At 65.8% G+C, this 17,299-nt stretch carries 16 protein-coding genes; 11 read left to right on the top strand and 5 right to left on the bottom strand.

From position 1 onward, the window contains the following. The first annotated feature begins 68 nt into the window (after positions 1-68). Positions 69-1,163, top strand: coding sequence for a Gfo/Idh/MocA family protein (locus U1H82_RS08580; RefSeq protein ID WP_322964518.1), 1,095 nt, complete (start codon positions 69-71; stop codon positions 1,161-1,163). 3 nt (positions 1,164-1,166) lie between these two features. On the opposite strand, the gene U1H82_RS08575 is transcribed toward U1H82_RS08580, so the two are convergent. Next, positions 1,167-1,586, bottom strand: coding sequence for a DUF4383 domain-containing protein (locus U1H82_RS08575; RefSeq protein ID WP_322964517.1), 420 nt, complete (start codon positions 1,584-1,586; stop codon positions 1,167-1,169). A 140-nt stretch (positions 1,587-1,726) separates the two neighbouring features. Here U1H82_RS08575 and U1H82_RS08570 point away from each other — a divergent pair, with 140 nt between their 5' ends. Both U1H82_RS08570 and U1H82_RS08565 read left to right on the top strand, forming a co-directional pair. Next, a complete protein-coding gene (locus tag U1H82_RS08570; RefSeq protein WP_322964516.1) occupies positions 1,727-2,581 on the top strand; it encodes an MBL fold metallo-hydrolase in 855 nt (284 codons plus the stop codon). Positions 2,582-2,755: 174 nt separating this feature from the next. Beyond that, positions 2,756-3,319, top strand: coding sequence for a phosphoribosyltransferase (locus tag U1H82_RS08565; protein WP_322964515.1), 564 nt, complete (start codon positions 2,756-2,758; stop codon positions 3,317-3,319). Positions 3,320-3,352: 33 nt separating this feature from the next. Here the strand turns inward: U1H82_RS08565 and U1H82_RS08560 are convergent, their stop codons facing one another. Beyond that, entirely contained in the window at positions 3,353-3,532 is a 180-nt protein-coding gene (locus tag U1H82_RS08560; protein ID WP_042490606.1) for a hypothetical protein, read from the bottom strand. A gap of 180 nt (positions 3,533-3,712) precedes the next feature. Here U1H82_RS08560 and U1H82_RS08555 point away from each other — a divergent pair, with 180 nt between their 5' ends. Continuing rightward, positions 3,713-5,857: a TonB-dependent receptor gene (locus tag U1H82_RS08555; protein WP_322964514.1), complete on the top strand. Its 2,145-nt coding sequence runs from the start codon at positions 3,713-3,715 to the stop codon at positions 5,855-5,857. A 132-nt stretch (positions 5,858-5,989) separates the two neighbouring features. Here the strand turns inward: U1H82_RS08555 and U1H82_RS08550 are convergent, their stop codons facing one another. After that, on the bottom strand, positions 5,990-7,714 hold the full coding sequence (locus U1H82_RS08550) for a retroviral-like aspartic protease family protein (protein WP_322964513.1): 1,725 nt from the start codon (positions 7,712-7,714) through the stop codon (positions 5,990-5,992). Positions 7,715-8,082: 368 nt separating this feature from the next. Between U1H82_RS08550 and U1H82_RS08545 the strand changes: the two genes are divergently transcribed. From U1H82_RS08545 to U1H82_RS08535, 3 genes are read left to right on the top strand one after another with little or no spacing between them, the layout of a single operon-like run. Beyond that, positions 8,083-9,363 (top strand): MFS transporter, encoded by a 1,281-nt coding sequence (locus U1H82_RS08545; RefSeq protein ID WP_322964512.1) that lies wholly within the window; start codon positions 8,083-8,085, stop codon positions 9,361-9,363. Further along, entirely contained in the window at positions 9,360-10,466 is a 1,107-nt protein-coding gene (locus U1H82_RS08540) for a metallophosphoesterase (protein ID WP_322964511.1), read from the top strand. Before U1H82_RS08545 ends, U1H82_RS08540 begins: the two co-directional genes overlap by 4 nt. After that, positions 10,463-11,713 (top strand): arsenic transporter, encoded by a 1,251-nt coding sequence (locus tag U1H82_RS08535; RefSeq protein WP_322964510.1) that lies wholly within the window; start codon positions 10,463-10,465, stop codon positions 11,711-11,713. The genes U1H82_RS08540 and U1H82_RS08535 overlap by 4 nt, the downstream gene beginning before the upstream one ends. A gap of 78 nt (positions 11,714-11,791) precedes the next feature. Here the strand turns inward: U1H82_RS08535 and U1H82_RS08530 are convergent, their stop codons facing one another. Further along, the gene (locus U1H82_RS08530) at positions 11,792-13,015 is read right to left on the bottom strand and encodes a threonine synthase (protein ID WP_322964509.1); all 1,224 of its coding nucleotides are present in this window, start codon (positions 13,013-13,015) and stop codon (positions 11,792-11,794) included. A 40-nt stretch (positions 13,016-13,055) separates the two neighbouring features. Next, positions 13,056-13,835, bottom strand: coding sequence for an SDR family oxidoreductase (locus tag U1H82_RS08525; protein ID WP_322964508.1), 780 nt, complete (start codon positions 13,833-13,835; stop codon positions 13,056-13,058). A 190-nt stretch (positions 13,836-14,025) separates the two neighbouring features. Here U1H82_RS08525 and U1H82_RS08520 point away from each other — a divergent pair, with 190 nt between their 5' ends. The 4 genes from U1H82_RS08520 to U1H82_RS08505 all read left to right on the top strand — a co-directional run bounded on the left by U1H82_RS08520 (position 14,026) and on the right by U1H82_RS08505 (position 17,289). Further along, positions 14,026-14,769 (top strand): dienelactone hydrolase family protein, encoded by a 744-nt coding sequence (locus U1H82_RS08520; protein WP_322964507.1) that lies wholly within the window; start codon positions 14,026-14,028, stop codon positions 14,767-14,769. A gap of 74 nt (positions 14,770-14,843) precedes the next feature. After that, complete coding sequence (locus tag U1H82_RS08515; protein WP_322964506.1) at positions 14,844-15,425, top strand: TadE/TadG family type IV pilus assembly protein; 582 nt, start codon at positions 14,844-14,846, stop codon at positions 15,423-15,425. Then, positions 15,422-15,967, top strand: a complete 546-nt coding sequence (locus U1H82_RS08510; protein WP_322964505.1) for a TadE/TadG family type IV pilus assembly protein — start codon at positions 15,422-15,424, stop codon at positions 15,965-15,967. The genes U1H82_RS08515 and U1H82_RS08510 overlap by 4 nt, the downstream gene beginning before the upstream one ends. Next, positions 15,964-17,289: a TadE/TadG family type IV pilus assembly protein gene (locus U1H82_RS08505; RefSeq protein WP_322964504.1), complete on the top strand. Its 1,326-nt coding sequence runs from the start codon at positions 15,964-15,966 to the stop codon at positions 17,287-17,289. Before U1H82_RS08510 ends, U1H82_RS08505 begins: the two co-directional genes overlap by 4 nt. The last annotated feature ends 10 nt before the right edge of the window (positions 17,290-17,299 follow it).

Genomic DNA, 17,299 nt, shown 5'->3' with positions numbered 1-17,299 from the left:
GCGGCGGTGGTTCATGCTAACCTCCTGATAGGACGAGGAAACGCGTCCATTCGAACAGGGAGAGGATCATGCGGGACGCCGACCGTCGGAGCATCATCGCGGGGCTGGGGGCCGGGCTGGCCATGGCGGCGGGCGGCGGGGCCTGTGCCGCGCCACGCGGGCGCAAGGTCGGTTATGCGATCGTCGGGCTGGGCCGCTATGCCGAGCTGATCATGTCGAAATTCGCCGAATGTGACCAGGCACGCCTGGTCGCGCTGGTCAGCGGGACGCCCGAAAAGCTGACCCGCTTCGGCGAGACATACGGCATTCCGGCGAGTCACCGCTATTCCTACGCCAATTTCGACCGCATCCGCGACAATCCCGATATCGATGTCGTCTATGTGATCCTGCCCAATGCGATGCACGCCGAATATACGGTGCGCAGCGCCAAGGCGGGCAAGCATGTCATGTGCGAAAAGCCCATGGCCGTGTCGGTCGCGGAATGCCGGACGATGATCGCGGCGTGCAAGGCGGCGGGGCGCAAGCTGATGATCGGCTATCGCTCGCGGTTCGAGCCGCACAACCGGCTGGCGATCGATCTGGCGAAGAAGGGCTTTGTCGGGCCGACGCGGATCATCACCGCCGATCATGGCTTCAACGCCCAGCCCAACCAGTGGCGGCTGGATCGCAGGCTGTCGGGTGGCGGATCGCTGATGGACATCGGCATCTACAGCCTGAACGCGACCCGCTATCTGACCGGCGAGGAACCCGTCGAGGTCAGCGCGATCGAATCGACCGACCGCAGCGATCCGCGCTTCCGCACCGTCGAGGACCGGATCAGCTTCCTGCTGCGCTTCCCGTCGGGCATCGAGGCGACCTGTGTGTCCAGCTACAGCTCCAACCATAATATGTACCGCGTGACCGGGACCGACGGCTGGATCGAGCTGGAGCCCGCCACCTCCTATGAGGGGCAGAAGATGTGGATTCGCCGCGACGGCCGGACTGAGCAACGCCAGGTCCCGGCGGGCAAGGGCCAGCATGCCGGGCAGCTCGACCATTTCGCCGAATGCATCACGAACGGCACCGAGCCGCTGGTCGCGGGCGAGGAAGGGCTGGCCGATATGCGGGTGATCGAGGCGATCTATCGCTCGGCAAGGGAAGGGCGGCGGGTCACGCTGGCCTGATCGTCAGCGCAACGTCGAGTCGACCACATGCTCGCGGTGGACGAACCCGAAATAGCCCGCGACCAGCGCCAGCAGCGCGTGCAGCCAGATGTCGTTGCCGTAAAGCGGCACCAATCCGAAGGTCGTCGCCGTGACCGGGATCAGGCCCATCACCGTCAGCACCGCATAGATGACCGCGACACCCTTGGCATAGCCGAACGACGCCGCCACGCTGCGCGCCGCCAGGATGCCCCACAGCCCGAAGGCGAGGTGCACCAGATTGTGCAGGATGTTGACCGGGAACAGCCCCAGCGCCAGCCGCGACGCGGCGGTGACGCTGACGCCCGGATGGATATGGGTCGGCGACAAGCCGGGGACGAAGCCCGCCGCACCCGCGACGAGGAAGACGATACCGAATAGGGTCGCAAAGAGTCGGACCGACATGGGAATGCTCCTGTGGCGTTCCTGTCCCAGCGTCTCCGAACAACTGCTTGTTCCCGGCTTGTGATCCAGGTGAGTCTGTTTAACCGATTGTAAAATAAAGGATAAGGAACCGCGTGCCGCGTCGCCCGGTTGGGGGAGGCATGCGGATACACCATCTGAATTGCGGCACCGATTGCCCATTGGGCGGCGCGCTGTTCGACGGGCGGAGCCGGGGACTGGTCGGCCAGCTCGTCTGTCATTGCCTGTTGATCGAAACCGAGGCGAGCGGGCTGGTGCTGGTCGATACCGGCTTTGGCCTGCGCGACGTGGCGCATCCGCATCGCCGCCCCGATCCGCGCATTCCGATCGCCTGGCGCGCCATGCTCAACATCCGGCTGCGCGAGGAGGAAACCGCGATCCGCCAGATCGAGGCGCTCGGCCATCGCGCACAGGATGTGCGGCATATCGTGCTGACCCATCTCGACTTCGATCATGCGGGCGGGCTGGAGGATTTTCCGAACGCGACCGTGCATGTCATGCGCCGCGAATATGACGATGCGGCCGGGCCGCATGCGGGCATCGTCGCGCGCAACCGCTGGCGCACACCGCAATGGGACGAGGTCGACCGCTGGCAACGCTATGGCGCGAGTGGGGAGTCGTGGTTCGGCTTCGACGCGGTGCGCGATCTGGTCGGCCTGCCGCCCGAGATCCTGATGGTGCCGCTGCCGGGTCACACATGGGGCCATGCCGGGGTCGCGATCCGCCAGCCCGGCGGGCGTTGGTTTCTCCATGCGGGCGACGCCTATTTCTACCGTGGCGAGATGCGCAGCGCGCGGCGGCGCTGTACGCCGGGCCTGCGCGCCTATCAGCGGTTGATGGAGGTCGACGCGACCGCCCGGATGACCAACCAGGCACGGCTGCGCACGCTGTCGATCGAGCGGCGCGACGGCATAACCATCGCCTGCGCGCATGATCCGGTCGAATGGGAACGCTGCCGCGACGGTCATCCGTTATAGGATGGGGGGACTCGCCATCGCGGCACCTTTGCGTCACCATGCATCTGAACCACATGCCCGGCTGGTGCGGATCGGGCGGGTCATCGCATGACGCGGTTGCCCTGTCGGCCGGAGAACGCCAAATAGCCAGTCTATCCGGGCGCTTCTGGCTTCGTGCCCCGCTCCGCAACGATGATGGGCGATGTCTTGACCACCAAAATCTATCTGTCCGCCGACCGCCTGCTGGAGGATTCCTTCCGCCTGGCCAATCTGGTCTTCGACTCCGGCTTTCGCCCGACCCATATCGTCGGCATCTGGCGCGGCGGCGCACCGGTCGGCATCGCGGTGCAGGAACTGCTCGAATATCGCGGGGTGCAGAGCGATCATATCGCGATCCGCACCGCCTCCTATACCGGCATCGACCAGCAGGAACCGCAGGTCCGCATCTATGGCCTGGGCCATCTGGTGGACGTGCTGAACCCGGAGGATCGTCTGCTCCTGATCGACGACGTGTTCGATTCGGGGCGGTCGATCCGCGCCTTGCTGAAGGAATTGAAGCAGCGGTGCCGGAACAATATCCCGGACGAGGTGAAGGTCGCGACCGTCTATTACAAGCCGTCCCGCAACGTGACCGACCTGAAGCCGGACTTCTTCGTCCACGAGACGAGCGACTGGCTGATCTTCCCGCACGAGATCAACGGCCTGACCGAAGAGGAAATCCGCGCGCACAAACACGGCGCCGACATCATCCTGCGCTGACGATCGGGGCGCGGTTCCCGCCGCCCCGAAAGCTCAGTGCAGCTTGGCGATCGACAGCCCGTCTTCCTTGGCGCGCGCCTTCACCGACTCCTCGCTGCGGGTCAGCGCCTTGGCGATCGCCTTCAGCGCCATGCCCTTCTTGGCGAGCGTGTGGAGTTTCTGGATCTCATCCTGGCGCCAAGGCTGGCGGTGTCGTTCAAAGCGTTCGGCCATTTCCGTAGCTTAGCGGCTCGGACCAATGCTGACCATCACCTTCCCGGCCTGACAGGCCCGATGGAGGGCAGATGAGGCTCTGCTTACAAATGAGTCATAAAGGCTGTCGCGGCTTGTCAATCGCCGGTCGGGCGGCAATTCCACGCGCATCAAGAGACTATGTATCAAGGGAGTCTGCTTATGCGTGTCTATGCGCTTTTGTGCTGCGTGGCGTCGTCTGCCCTGGCCGTACCGGCCGTTGCGCAAGTCCGGGGGGTGCCGACACCCGATGCGGACCAGACGACCACCGATAGCAGCAGCAGCGCCCCCTCCGACATCGTCGTGACCGCCAAGCGCCTCGACACCGCGCGCGAGCATATCCAGCCGAGCCTGGGGGCCTCGAACTACGAGATCACCAGCGCCACGATCAAGGCGCTGCCCGGCGGCGAGAACCAGCAGTTCAACCAGATCCTGCTCCAGGCCCCTGGTATCGTGCAGGACGGGTTCGGCCAGTTCCACGTCCGCGACGACCATAACGGCCTGCAATATCGCATCAACGGCACCATCCTGCCCGAAGGTCTGGCAGTGTTCGGCCAGACCCTGTCGCCGCGCCTGGTCGACAAGGTCAACATCCTGACCGGCGCGCTGCCCGCCCAGTATGGCCTGCGCACGGCGGGCGTGATCGACATCACGACCAAGAGCGGCTTGTTCGACAATGGTGGCACCGCGTCCATCTATGGCGGCAGCCACAACACCATCCAGCCCAGCCTGACCTATGGCGGTTCTAGCGGAAGCACCAATTACTTCGTGTCGGGCGATTACCGGCATAGCGGCCTGGGCATCGAGAGCGTCGATGGCCGCTCCAACCCGGTGCATGACAATACCGACCAGTATCAGGCCTTCACCTATATCGACCATATCCTGGACGATCAGAACCGGGTGTCGTTCGTCGGCGGCTATTCCAACCAGTGGTTCCAGATTCCCAACCCCGTCGGCCAGCAGCCGAGCGCGGGCTGGAGCGTCGGTGGGCAAACGACCTTCCCCAGCGAGAAGCTGAACGAGACTCAGCTAGAGAAGACCGGCTTCGGCCAGCTCGCCTTCCTCCACGATGCCGAGCCCTTCACGGTGCAGGCCTCGCTGTTCGCGCGCTATTCCTCGCTGCGCTATCGCCCCGATATCCTGGGCGAACTGCTGTACAATGGGCAGGCGCAGCAGGCCTATAAGCAGGACTTCGCGATCGGCGGCCAGGTCGATGCGGTCTATCACCTCGGCGATGCGCATACGCTGCGCGGCGGCTTGCTGGTGACGCGCGATCGTTCGACCAGCAATACCAATACCAGCGTCTTCCCGGTCGATGCCAATGGCAACCAGGCGGGCGAGCCGATCACGATCATCGACAATGGCGGCAAGACCGCGATGACGTACAGCGCCTATCTGCAGGACGAATGGAAGCTGCTGCCCCGCCTGACGCTCAACTATGGCGCGCGCTACGATCTGTATAACGGTTACCGCCGCGAGGGGCAGTTGTCGCCGCGCGTCAACCTGGTCTGGCAGCCGGACGATATCTATACGCTGCATGCGGGTTATTCGCGCTATTTCGTGCCGCCGCCCTTCGAACTGGTGGCGAACACGAGCATCAGCAAGTTCGTCGGCACGAGTGCGTATCCTGCGGTGACACAGGACACGGTTCCCTATGCCGAGCGTGAGGATTATTTCGACCTGGGCTTCCAGGCCAAGCTGAGCCGCTACTTCACCTATGGCATCGACGCCTATTACCGCATCTCGAAGAACCTGATCGATGAGGGGCAGTTCGGTGCGCCGATCATCCTGACTCCGTTCAACTACAAGCAGGGCCGCATCGGCGGGATCGAGGCGAATATCAGCTATGCGCGCGGCGGCCTGCTCGCCTATGCCAACTTCGCCGCCGCCAAGGCCAAGGGGCGCAATATCGTCTCCAGCCAGTTCAGCTTCGGCCAGGACGATCTCGACTATATTTCGCGGCATTACATCTATCTGGATCACGACCAGACCTTCACCGGATCGGCGGGCGTGTCCTATGCCTTCCATGGCGGTACGAAGCTGGGCGGCAGCATGATCTATGGCTCGGGCCTGCGTCGTGACGATGACGTCAACGACATTCCCAACGGCGCGAAGATCGCACCCTATGCGCAGTTCAACCTGACCGCGAGCCAGCATCTGGCCGGGCCGAATCTCGACATCCGGTTCGACGTCATCAACGTGCTCGACCACAAATATGAAATCCGCGACGGGACCGGCGTGGGCGTCGGCGCGCCGCAATATGGCCCGCGTCGCGGCTTCTTCATCGGGGTGTCGAAGGCGTTTTGATGCAAAATCTTCCTCCCCTGCAAGGGGAGGGGGACCATGCGCAGCATGGTGGAGGGGTGTCCCGCTTTCGATAGGGCGACACCCCTCCGTCAGGGCTTCGCCCTGCCACCTCCCCTTGCAGGGGAGGATCGTTCAACCGATCGCGTATTTCCTGATCCGCTCGGGCATGCGCTTGTCCAGCGCGATCGCCAAGGCCCGGTCGCGGGTCGCCTCGCTGCGCATGCCCAGATGCTCCTCGGCGAGTGAGCGGCCATATAGCGCCCAGGCACGCTTTGCGTCGATCGCCAGCGCCGCGTTGAAATCGGCCAGCGCGGCGCGATCGTCCTTCTGGCGGAGATGGATGAAGGCGCGGCTGTCCAAAAAGCTCGGATTGGCCGACAGCGCATGGACGGCGGCGTTGCAGTCGCTGAGCGCCTTGTCCAAATCCTTGTTCGCCAGCATCCGTGACCAGCACCGCCCGTTCTGCGCGGTGCTGCGATGCGAATCCGCGCGGTGCGCGGCCATCCACAGATCATATTGCGCGATGGCGGCGTCGAAGGCGTCCGCCCCCGAATAGAGCTGCGCCATCTGCATCCGCGCGTCATCCTCGCGCGGCAACTGGCCGTTCAACAGGTCGAGATCGGTGATCGCCCCCGCCGGATTGCCCGCCCGCAGCCGCAGCTCGGCGCGGATCATCCGCGCATGGGTGTCGCCGGGATCGAGGTTCAGTGTGGTGTTCAGATCGTCGATCGCCAGCACCGGGCGGCGCTGCTGCAGATAGGCGAGCGCGCGCTGGCGGGGAAAGCGCGGGTCCTTGGGGGCCAGCGCCATCGCCTTGGTGAAATCGTCGATCGCGCGCGGCAGGTCATGCTGGGTCACGAACATCGCGCCGCGACGGCTATAGCCCTCGGCATCGGTCGGCGTCGCCGTGGCGTCGCCGGTTTGCGCGACGACCGCCGCCGCGCCGGGATCGACATGCGCGGCCGCATCGAACAGCCGCCCGCCGCTATAGGTGAAATAGATGCGGTGCTGGGCATTGGAGACATAGAGGCGGTGCGACACGAAAAAGTCCGCGCCCAGCAGCATGTCGGTGTCGAGCGGTCCCAGATCGGCGATGTGGAGCCGCACATTGTGCAGTTCCTCATTGCCGATCTTCAGCAGCTTGAACGGTGCGACCCAGTCGCGCACCGCATGGCTGCCCAGGCCATAGCCCGCGCCCGCCGATACGACGCCGGGATCGCCCGGATGGATGCCCGCGCGCGCCGCCGCGCGCAGCGAGACGACGCTGTGTACGGCGCCGGTGTCGAAGGTCGCGTTCAGCTTCGCACCGTCCAGCTCGACCATGCCGACGGTGTGATTATGTCCCGCCTCTTTGGTTTCGATCGGAATTTCGAAAAAGGGCTTGCCCGCGGTCCAATAGGCCATGGCCATCCTGCCGCAATCGCTCGGCTTGAATAGCCGGACCATGCCGCCGGGCAGGTCATATTCGACATCGGCCAGCCCCAGCACATTCTGGCCGAGCAACCCGGTCTGGCCGACCTCGCTGCCGCTGACGATGAACTGGACGCGGGGGATGTCGATTCCGGCCAGGGTGAAATGCCGGACCGTCGTCGCGCTCGCCTCGGCGCTGCCGCCGATGCCGTTGACGTGAAAGCCGAAGGGCAAGGGCTCGCTCGGAAGGTCGAATTCGCGCGCCTGGGCGGGCGAGATATTGCTGTAGAAGGCGCCGCTGTCGAGAACGAAGGGCGCGGGCTTGCCGTTGATCTGCGTCTCGACGACGGGGCGCAGGCCCTGCATCGTGACCGGGATCGCCGCCATCAGCCCGACCTTGCAGGACCCCGCGACCGCCGGGCTCGCCGTTCCGAGCAGCAGGGCCATGACCAACCCCTGCCTGCGCATCGCTCCGATCCCCATGCCACCACCCCCATGTCAGCGCTTTGGGGAGCAGCTTATCAACAGGACCAAGGGGGCAAGATGACGGGCGGCTGAAATTCCCGAAATGATGGCCTTGATGAAATCCTCCCCATACCGGAGTATCGGTGACGTAGGCTGCAAATGGTTCCGTCGTGAAATCATGAAGTTATCGTCATGAACGGCGCGTGCCATTTCACGTGTGTGGTCAACAATATTGTTATTCTACAAGGGGATGGCTTGACCGGCTGACGACGCGCAAACATAAATCAGAAAAACGCCGGATATTTCAAAGTATTTCCGGGTTGGGCCCCCGCATCTCGCGGAGACCCGACATGGCCACAGCGGCATTGCCCGATACCCGAACACCCCGTGCGTCCGACACCGATCGCCGCCGGGCGACGCGCTGGTTACAGGCGCTCAACTTCTTCATGGCCGATATGCAGGCCGGGATCGGCCCGTTTCTGGGCGTCTTCCTGCAACAGCGGGGGTGGCAGACGGGGCCGATCGGCTCGGTCATGACGTTGGGCGGCGTGGCGGGCATGGTGATGACCGTGCCCGCCGGGGCGTTCATCGACCATACCGACAAGAAGCGCTGGGTCGTGGTCATCACCGGCATCTGCACGGTGCTCGCCTCCTTCCTGATCCTCTGGTCGCAAGCGGGCATCGTCGTCGGGGTCAGCCAGGTGGCGACCGCGATCGCGGGGGCGGCGATCGGCCCGGCGGTGACCGGCATGACGCTGGGCGTCGTGCGGCAAAAGGGCTTCAACGCGCAGAATGGCCGCAACCAGGCGTGGAACCATGCGGGCAACATGGTCGGCGCGGGCCTGTCGGGCTATCTGGGCTGGAAGTTCGGCATGCCCGCCATCTTCTTCCTGGCCGCCGCCTTCGGTGTGCTGGCGATCATCTCGGTCCTGTCGATCCCCGAACGCGCCATCGATCACCGCGCCGCGCGCGGGTTGGAGGACGAAGACGGCGACGATCAGGAAGGCGGGCAGGCCGAGGGTTTCAAGGCGCTGCTCTCCAACAAGCCGATGCTGATCCTGGCGGGTGCGCTGGCGTGCTTCCATCTGGGCAACGGCGCGATGCTGCCGCTGTACGGCATGGCGGTGGTCGGTGCGGGCAAGGGCGATGCGGCGATGTTCACCGCGACGACCGTCATGGTCGCCCAGGCGGTGATGATCGTCGCCAGCCTGTTGGCGATGAAGGTCGCCGCCGGGCGTGGATATTGGCTGGTCCTGCTGATCTCCTTTGCGGCGCTCCCCTTGCGCGGGTTCCTGGCGGGCACCTTTATCGAGCATTGGGGCGTGTGGCCGGTCCAGGCGCTCGACGGCATCGGCGCGGGGCTTCAGAGCGTGGCGGTGCCCGGCCTCGTCGCCTGTCTGCTGAGCGGCACCGGGCGGGTGAATGTCGGGCAGGGTGCGGTGATGACGATCCAGGGCGTCGGCGCCTCGCTGTCGCCCGCGATCGGCGGCTGGCTGGCGCAGGAGCTGGGCTATCATATCGCCTTCTACATCCTGGGCGGGTTCGCGGTGGCGAGCCTGGGGCTGTGGATCGGCTTTGCGGGAACGCTTCGTCCTGCGTGCAGTGGCACTCGTGAGGAGCCACACGCATGAGCGGCATCTGCTGGGTTCATATCGGCGACCTGCATCTGGACGAAGCGGATGACTGGCAGGGCCTCGACAGGCTGAAGACCATCGTCGAGCAGGTGAATGCGCAAATGGGCGAGGCGGACTTCGTCTTCGTGCCGGGCGACAACGCCAATCACGGTACGCCCGAGCAATATGCCCGGATGATGGGGGCGCTGGCTCCGCTGTCTTTGCCGTGGCGGATCATCCCCGGCGACCATGACTTCGAGCCGGGCGATCTGGCAAATTACGAAGCGGCGATACCCGAGGCGAACCGGCCGGAGATGGAGGTGATCGCGGGCCATCGCTGCCTGTTCCTCGACATCGTGTCGGCGGGGGCGGGCGGGCCCGATTTCCGGCTGACCATGCATCACCGCAACCGGCTGGCCGAGGAACTGGCGCGGGCGACGGCAAGCGGCCAAGTGCCTTTGGTCTTCATGCACGCCTATCCCGGCGATCTGGCGGCGGATGGCGACGTGATCGCGCGGCAGTTCATCGATGGCGGTGTCGCCTTCGTCGATACCGGCCATACCCATTATAACGAGCTGCTGAACGACGGCCGTGTGCTGTACGGCGCGACCCGCTCGACCGCGCAGATCGAGGAGGATGGCGGCGCGCCGGGCTTCGCGATCGTCTGTATCCAGGACCGGGTGCCGAGCTGGCGCTTCCGGCGGCTGGATGCGCCCTGGCCGCATGTTCAGATCGTCTCGCCCGGCGATGTCCGCCTCATCACCCGGCCGACCGACCCGCATCAGGTGCCGAGGCCCGGCGCGGTCGAGGTGGTCGCGCGGCTGTTCGGCGCGGATGCGCAGCCCGTCGCGCGGGTCGGGGACCGCGACACACCGATGCAGCGGGACGCGGATGGCGTGTGGCGCGCGACCGTGACCTTGGCGGCCGGGCTGAACCCGATCGAGGTGCGCTGCGGCAAGGGCTATGACCGGATCGACTGCCTCGTCCGCGATGCCGAGAGCATTCCCAAACGCCGTCTGCCCGTCGCGCCGGGCGAGGATTGCCACGCGATCGGCGCCTGGCCTATCGCCGGGATCGACGGTGCCCGGCTCGGGCCCAACAAGAATGGGTGCGGATGGTGACCTTTGCATATGGAGCCACCTGGGCGATTGCGGGGCTGTCGACGGCGGGCGTGATCGCGCGGCCGATGCGCTGGCCCGAATGGATCTGGGCGGTGGCGGGCGCGGCCCTGCTGATCGTGCTGGGCCTGATGCCGTTGGGCGCGGCGGGGCAGGCGGTCGGCAAGGGGCTCGACGTCTATCTGTTCCTGATCGGCATGATGCTGCTCAGCGAAACGGCGCGCGAGCATGGCGCGTTCGACTGGATCGCGGCGACCGCCGTCAACATGGCGGGGCGGTCGCGGGCCAAGCTGTTCGCGCTGGTCTATGCGACGGGCGTGGTGGTGACGACCTTCATGTCCAACGACGCCACCGCCGTCGTGCTGACCCCGGCCGTCTTCGTCGCGGCGAAAAAGGCCAAGGCCGATCCGCTGCCTTTGCTCTTCGCCTGCGCGCTGATCGCCAATGCGGCCAGCTTCGTGTTGCCCATCTCCAACCCGGCCAATCTCGTCCTGTACGGCGGGCATATGCCGCCGCTGGGCGCGTGGATGGCGGCGTTCGCACTGCCCTCGCTGGCGTCGATCCTGGTGACTTTCATCGTGCTGCGCTTTGTCGAGCGCGAGCGCATCGTGGGAGCGTGCGAGGCCGATGTGGTGCGCGACGCCCTGTCGACCGGCGGCAAGCTCGCGATCGCGGGGATCGTGCTGACCGCGCTGCTGCTGCTCACCATGTCCGCGCTCGACGTCGAACTGGGCCTGCCCACCGCGCTGGCGGGGATCGCGACGGCGGTGATCGTGTCGCTGCTGGCCGGGCGGTCGCCGCTGGCATTGGCGCGGCATGTGTCCTGGGGCGTGCTGCCGCTGGTCGCGGGGCTGTTCGTGCTGGTCGAGGCGCTGGACCGGACCGGCGTGATCGCCTGGGTGGCGCGCGGGTTGCAGGGCATGCTGACCGATCCGACACGCGCGGCGGCGGTTTCGGGCACGACGCTCGCCTTTGTCAGCAACGCGATGAACAATCTGCCCGCCGGCCTCGTTGCGAGCAGCGCCATTGCCCAGGCGCATCCGCCGCAGATCGTCACCGACGCGCTGCTGATCGGCGTCGACCTGGGCCCGAACCTGTCGGTCACGGGATCGCTGGCGACCATCCTGTGGCTTCAGGTGATCCGGCGCGAGGGCGAGGATGTGAGCTTCCTCGCCTTTCTGAAGATCGGCGCGGTGGCGATGCCGCTGGCGCTGGCGGCGGCGCTGGGGATGCGGTTGGCGATCGGGTAGTCTTCCAACACCCTCACCCTTCCGGCGCTTTGCGCCTCCCTCCCTCTCCCAGCGGGAGAGGGAAGGGTGAGGGGCGACTTAAAGCGCCCCCAGATCGATCGTCCCGTTCTTGTCCAGCCACTGACCTGCTTCCGGCATCGGGTACTTCAACCCGGTCGCGCAGTTGAACAGCACGACCCGCTCATCCTCATCGACCAGATTGTCGCGCACGGCCTGGTTATACGCCGCCAGCGTCGCCCCACCTTCGGGGCACAGCAGCAACCCGTCGCGCTTGGCGCAGTCCTCCACCGCCTTCAGGATCGCCGGGTCGCCGACCGCCAGCGCCGCGCCGCCGGACTCGCGGACCGCGCGCAGGATCAGGAAGTCGCCGACCGCCTTGGGCACCCGGATGCCCGCCGCCACGGTCGCGGCATCCTCCCAACGCTCGGCATGGTCCTCGCCCGCCTCATAGGCGCGGACGATGGGCGCGCAGCCGCTCGCCTGCACCGCATACATGCGCGGCCGTTTCGAGCCGATCCAGCCCAGCCGCTCCATCTCGTCGAACGCCTTCCACATGCCGATCAGGCCGGTGCCGCCGCCGGTCGGATAGAAGATCGCATCGGGCAATTCCCAGCCCAGCTGCGCGGCCAGTTCCAGCCCCATCGTCTTCTTGCCCTCGATCCGATACGGCTCCTTCAGCGTCGAGAAGTCGAACCAGCGCCCCTCGGCCGCGCCGCGCCCGACGATCGCACCGCACTCGTCGATCTGGCCGTTGACCCGCCAGACGCGGGCACCCTGCGCGGCGATCTCGCGGACGTTCACTTCCGGCGTTTCCTCGGGGCAGAGGATCACCGTCTCGATGCCGCAGCGTGCGGCATAGGCGGCGAGTGCCGCCCCCGCATTGCCGTTGGTCGGCATTGCGATCCGCGTCACGCCCAGCTCGCGCGCCATCGCCACCGCCATGACGAGCCCACGCGCCTTGAACGAGCCGGTCGGCAGCCGCCCCTCGTCCTTGACCAGCACCGATCCGCCGCCCGAACGCGGGATGGGGATCAGCGGCGTCTCGATCTCGCCCAGCGATACGATGCTGCTCGTATGCCGGACGGGTAGGAGTTCGCGCCAGCGCCACAGATCGGTCTCGCGCGCGGCGATGGTGTCGCGCGACACCGCAGCACCCAGCGCTTCCAGGTCATAGCGGACCAGCAGCGGCCGTCCCGCCCGCGACAGGCCGTGCAGCTGGTCCGCTGCATAGCGTTCGCCGGTCAGCGAGCATTCCAGATGGGTGACGAAGGTCGGGCGGTCTTCGGTGAGGTTGCGATTCATGGGGGCAGCCTATCGGCCGAAACCGCCCGACGCCATATGCTTAGCTCGGACTTGCGGCCGATCCCGCGAGCAGCCCGCCGTCGATGCTGAACTCCGATCCGGTGATATAGGTCGCCTCGTCCGACGCCAGCATGACCGCGATCGCCGCGACCTCGTCCGGTTCGCCGAACCGCTTGAGCGGCGTGTCGGCGACCAGCGCGGCCATCTTCTGCGCGCGGTCGGGGCCCTCGCCCAGCATCGGCTCCCAGATCGGGGTCAGGATCGCGGCGGGATGGATGGAGTTGCAGCGGATCTTCCACCCTTGCTGCGCACAATAGAGGGCGACCGTCTTGCTGTGGTTGCGGATTGCCGCCTTGGACGAGGCATAGGCCGCCGCCCCCGGAATGCCGACTAGCCCCGAGCGCGACGAGATGTTGACGATCGACCCCGCGCCCTTGGCCTTCATCGCGCCGATGGCATAGCGACAGCCCAGGAAAGTCCCGTCCAGATTGACCCGGTGCACTGCGCGCCAGTCGGCCAAGCTGGCATGTTCGGGGTCGTGCGGCACGAAGCCCTGCTCGAACCCCGTGATCCCGGCATTGTTGACGACGACATCGGCGGTGGGAACGGCCTGGGCGAGGCGCGTCCAGTCGACCTCCTTCGCGACGTCGAGTGGTTCGAAGCGACAACCGATCGCATCGGCGGCAGCCTGGCCGGTTTCCGCATCGCGGTCCGTCAGGATGACGGTCGCGCCTTCCGCATGAAAGCACCGGGCGATGGCATGACCGATCCCCCGCGCAGCGCCGGTGATGACGCACGTCTTGTTCTGCAAACGTGGCATGAAATCTCTCGAAATGATGGGGCAAAATGGCGGCGGGTGCCGCCGTTCCTGTCTGTGCCGCGTCAGCGGTGCCGCTGGATCATCTCGAAAACTCCCTGGGACCGGAAGCGCGATCCTATCATAACGGTGGGCTGGTTGCACCCTTCATACCGGAGTGCGAAGGGCGGGAGGCAGCAAAGGAGCAGGCCCCGTGATCATCATCAGCGACGAAACCCAGGATGTCGAGGTGCCCGGCACCGGTATGATGCGGATGCATCTGTTCCGCCCCGCGATCGAGGGGCGCTTCCCCGGCATCCTACTGTTTTCCGAAATCTATCAGGTGACGGCGCCGATCCGGCGGCTGGCCGCGATGCTGGCGGGGCAGGGCTATGTCGTGGCGGTGCCCGAGGTCTATCACGACTATGAACCCGCCGGGACGGTGCTGGCCTATGACAAGCCGGGCACTGATCGCGGCAACGACCTGAAATTCACCAAGCCCATCGCGGCCTATGATGCCGATGCAAGGGCGGGGCTAACTGCGCTGGCGGCGCATCCGGCATGCACCGGCCGGCTGGGGACGTTCGGCGTCTGCCTGGGGGGGCATCTGGCATACCGCGCCGCGCTCGACCCGCGCGTGGCGGCGGCGGCGTGCTTCTATGCGACCGACATCCATTCGGGTACGCTGGGCGCTGGTCGCAGCGACGACAGCCTGGCGCGGATGGAGGATCTGCGCGCTGAGGTGATGTTCGTCTGGGGACGCCAGGACCCGCATGTGCCCTTTGCGGGGCGCGAGGCGATCCGGGCACGGCTGGAGGCGGTCGGCGCCTCCTATGACTGGCATGAGGTGAACGGCCAGCACGCCTTTCTGCGCGACGAGGGGCCGCGTTATGACCCGGCGCTGTTCCTTCAGGCGATGGCCTGGACGCTGGCGCTCTATGCCCGCACCTTGCGATAGGCGATCGTTCGCGGCGTTTGCGGAAGTTTAACCGGTTCTGACGAATATGGGCAGGAAGGATATCCGAGCCGCCCATGATCGACCCCGCTTCCTTGCGCCGCCATCGCCGCTTCCGCTTCCCGGTCCTGTCGGATCGGCGGGGTGCCGCAATCGTCGAGTTCGCGCTGGTCGCCGCCCCGTTCCTCGCGCTGCTGCTGGCGATCCTGCTGACCAGCCTGGCCTATCTGGCGCAGGAGGCGCTGGAGACCACGGTCGAGGCCGCCGCCCGCAACATCGTCACCGGACGGACCCAGTCCGGCGATGTGCAGGGCAGCAATGCAGGCATGACCAAGGCAGAGCTTGCCGAGCGTTTCCGCAAGACCGGCTGTGCGGCGCTGCCCCCCTTCATGTCGTGCGACCGGCTCTATGTCGATGTGCAGAGCGCCGCGACCGGCAACGCGCTGGCCCATAATATACCGCATCTCACCTGCGATACGGCCGGTAGGCTGATCAACAGCTTTTCCTATGACGTCGGTACGCAAGGGTCGTTGGTGATGGTCCGCTTCTTCTATGTCTGGCCGATGCCGGTCGCGCCCAATATCGACCTTTCGCTGCCCGGCAACGGGCAGACGATCCTGGTGGCGACATCGGTGTCCAAGTCGGAGGCCTATCTATGATCCGCCACCTGACGACGCTTTTGCCGGACACGCGCGGGGTCGCGCTGATCGAATTCGCGCTGATCCTGCCGGTGATGCTGTTCATCTATGTCGGGGCCACGCAATTGCAGGATGGGATCGGCTGCAACCGCAAGGTGACGAGCACGACGCGCGCGGCGGCCGATCTGATCGCGCAGAACACGACCGGGGTGACCACCGCCAAGGAGGTCGACGAAAGCCTGTCGGCGGCGGCGATGGTGCTGACCCCCTATGCCGTCGACGCCGCCAAGATCCGGGTTTCGGAAATCGCGATCGACAAGCACAAGAACGTCACCGTGGTCTGGAGCCGGGGGCGCAACATCAGGCCCTATACCCCTGGCACGCCGATCACGCTGCCCACCGCGATGCAGACGGCCAACACCTTCTTTCTCTTCGCCGAAGTCTCCTATGCCTATACCCCGCCCGTCTCGTTCGGCGGGATCGGGCCCCTGACCCTGAAGGACACGATCTACATGGTCCCGCGCAACACCGACCAGATCGCCTGCCCGGATTGCCTGCTGTGACGGCCCTGGCCCTGCTCCGGACCGGGCGTGACGTGCTGCGTCATCGGCGCGGCAATGTCATCATGATGTTCGCGCTCGCCCTGCCCGTGCTGGGCACGTCGATCGGCATGGGCGTCGATTATGCGCGGGCGATGCAGGCGCAGACCAAGCTGAATGCGATCGCCGATGCCGCGGCCCTGTCGGCGGTCAGCAAGACCGCGCTGCCGACCACGGACAGCAATGCGGCGGACAATGCCAAGGCGATATTCCGGGCCATGGCCGCCCCGCTGACCGCCAGCGGGGAGGTGCGGATAAGCGACCTTACCGTCGACACCGCCACCGATAGGAACGGTCGGCGCAATGCCACCGTCACTTATACGGCGGTATCGCATAATGTCTTCGGGGGTATCCTGGGCCTGTCGAGCCTGACCATTGGCGGCAGGTCCGCGACGACCAACGCGATCGCGCCGGACATCGATTTCTACATGCTGCTCGATGTGTCGAGTTCGATGGCGCTGCCGACCACGACGGCCGGGCTGGCGAAGGTCGCGGCAAGCAATGACCGGAATTGTCAGTTCGCCTGTCACTCGGTCAATGACCTTCAAGGCCGCGCTGCGAACGGCCAGATGACCGATCTTTATGGCGTCGCCAAATCCTATGGCCTGCCCTTGCGCATCGATGACGAAGGCCGCGCGGTATCCAAACTGACCGCCAACGCCACCGCCGTCTCCAGCAAGAATGGGGCGGATTATCGGATCGCCATCGCCACCTTCCGGGGCAGGGGCGCCTTTTCGATACTGCAGCAGCGCACGACGAACATGGTGGCCGCCGCCAAGACGACGACCAATCTCGTCCCCCACCAATATTATTCGAATGGCCGTCCGTCATCGGCGGACGACCCCAGCGAACCTGGTTATGATGACCAGGATACCGGGATCAGCGATGCCATCGATCAGATCAACACGCGGATGATCACCACACCCGGTTCGGGCGTCGGGAACAAGGCACCGCAAGGAATCCTGTTCATCGTCACGGATGGCATGCGGGACGAATATCGCCCCGGCGGATTGCCCGAGGTGGAGATCGACACCGCCAAGTGCGACATGATCAAGGCGCGCGGATTGCGTATCGCGATCCTCTATACCGAATATCTCAAGGAATCGCTGACCGGGGACTGGTGGTCGGAAACCTTCGTCAAGCCGCGCCTGTACAAGGTCGAACCGGCGCTTCAGGCCTGCGCCTCGTCCGGCCTGTATACCAAGGTCACGACGGACCAGGACATCTCCACCGCGCTCGACGCGCTGTTCCAGAACGCCGTAGCGACCGCGCGCATCACCAAGTGAGGCGCGCAGG

Source organism: Sphingomonas fuzhouensis, assembly GCF_034659795.1.
GTDB lineage: Bacteria > Pseudomonadota > Alphaproteobacteria > Sphingomonadales > Sphingomonadaceae > Sphingomonas > Sphingomonas fuzhouensis.
The sequence above is the reverse complement of the archived record's forward strand: the minus strand, read 5'-3'. Positions and strand labels throughout refer to the sequence as shown.

Coding starts and splice junctions, on each gene's coding strand:
- U1H82_RS08580 (WP_322964518.1), top strand. CDS start 69: ATGCGGGACGCCGACCGTCGGAGCATCATCGCGGGGCTGGGGGCCGGG.
- U1H82_RS08575 (WP_322964517.1), bottom strand. CDS start 1,586: ATGTCGGTCCGACTCTTTGCGACCCTATTCGGTATCGTCTTCCTCGTC.
- U1H82_RS08570 (WP_322964516.1), top strand. CDS start 1,727: ATGCGGATACACCATCTGAATTGCGGCACCGATTGCCCATTGGGCGGC.
- U1H82_RS08565 (WP_322964515.1), top strand. CDS start 2,756: ATGGGCGATGTCTTGACCACCAAAATCTATCTGTCCGCCGACCGCCTG.
- U1H82_RS08560 (WP_042490606.1), bottom strand. CDS start 3,532: ATGGCCGAACGCTTTGAACGACACCGCCAGCCTTGGCGCCAGGATGAG.
- U1H82_RS08555 (WP_322964514.1), top strand. CDS start 3,713: ATGCGTGTCTATGCGCTTTTGTGCTGCGTGGCGTCGTCTGCCCTGGCC.
- U1H82_RS08550 (WP_322964513.1), bottom strand. CDS start 7,714: ATGGCCCTGCTGCTCGGAACGGCGAGCCCGGCGGTCGCGGGGTCCTGC.
- U1H82_RS08545 (WP_322964512.1), top strand. CDS start 8,083: ATGGCCACAGCGGCATTGCCCGATACCCGAACACCCCGTGCGTCCGAC.
- U1H82_RS08540 (WP_322964511.1), top strand. CDS start 9,360: ATGAGCGGCATCTGCTGGGTTCATATCGGCGACCTGCATCTGGACGAA.
- U1H82_RS08530 (WP_322964509.1), bottom strand. CDS start 13,015: ATGAATCGCAACCTCACCGAAGACCGCCCGACCTTCGTCACCCATCTG.
- U1H82_RS08525 (WP_322964508.1), bottom strand. CDS start 13,835: ATGCCACGTTTGCAGAACAAGACGTGCGTCATCACCGGCGCTGCGCGG.
- U1H82_RS08515 (WP_322964506.1), top strand. CDS start 14,844: ATGATCGACCCCGCTTCCTTGCGCCGCCATCGCCGCTTCCGCTTCCCG.
- U1H82_RS08510 (WP_322964505.1), top strand. CDS start 15,422: ATGATCCGCCACCTGACGACGCTTTTGCCGGACACGCGCGGGGTCGCG.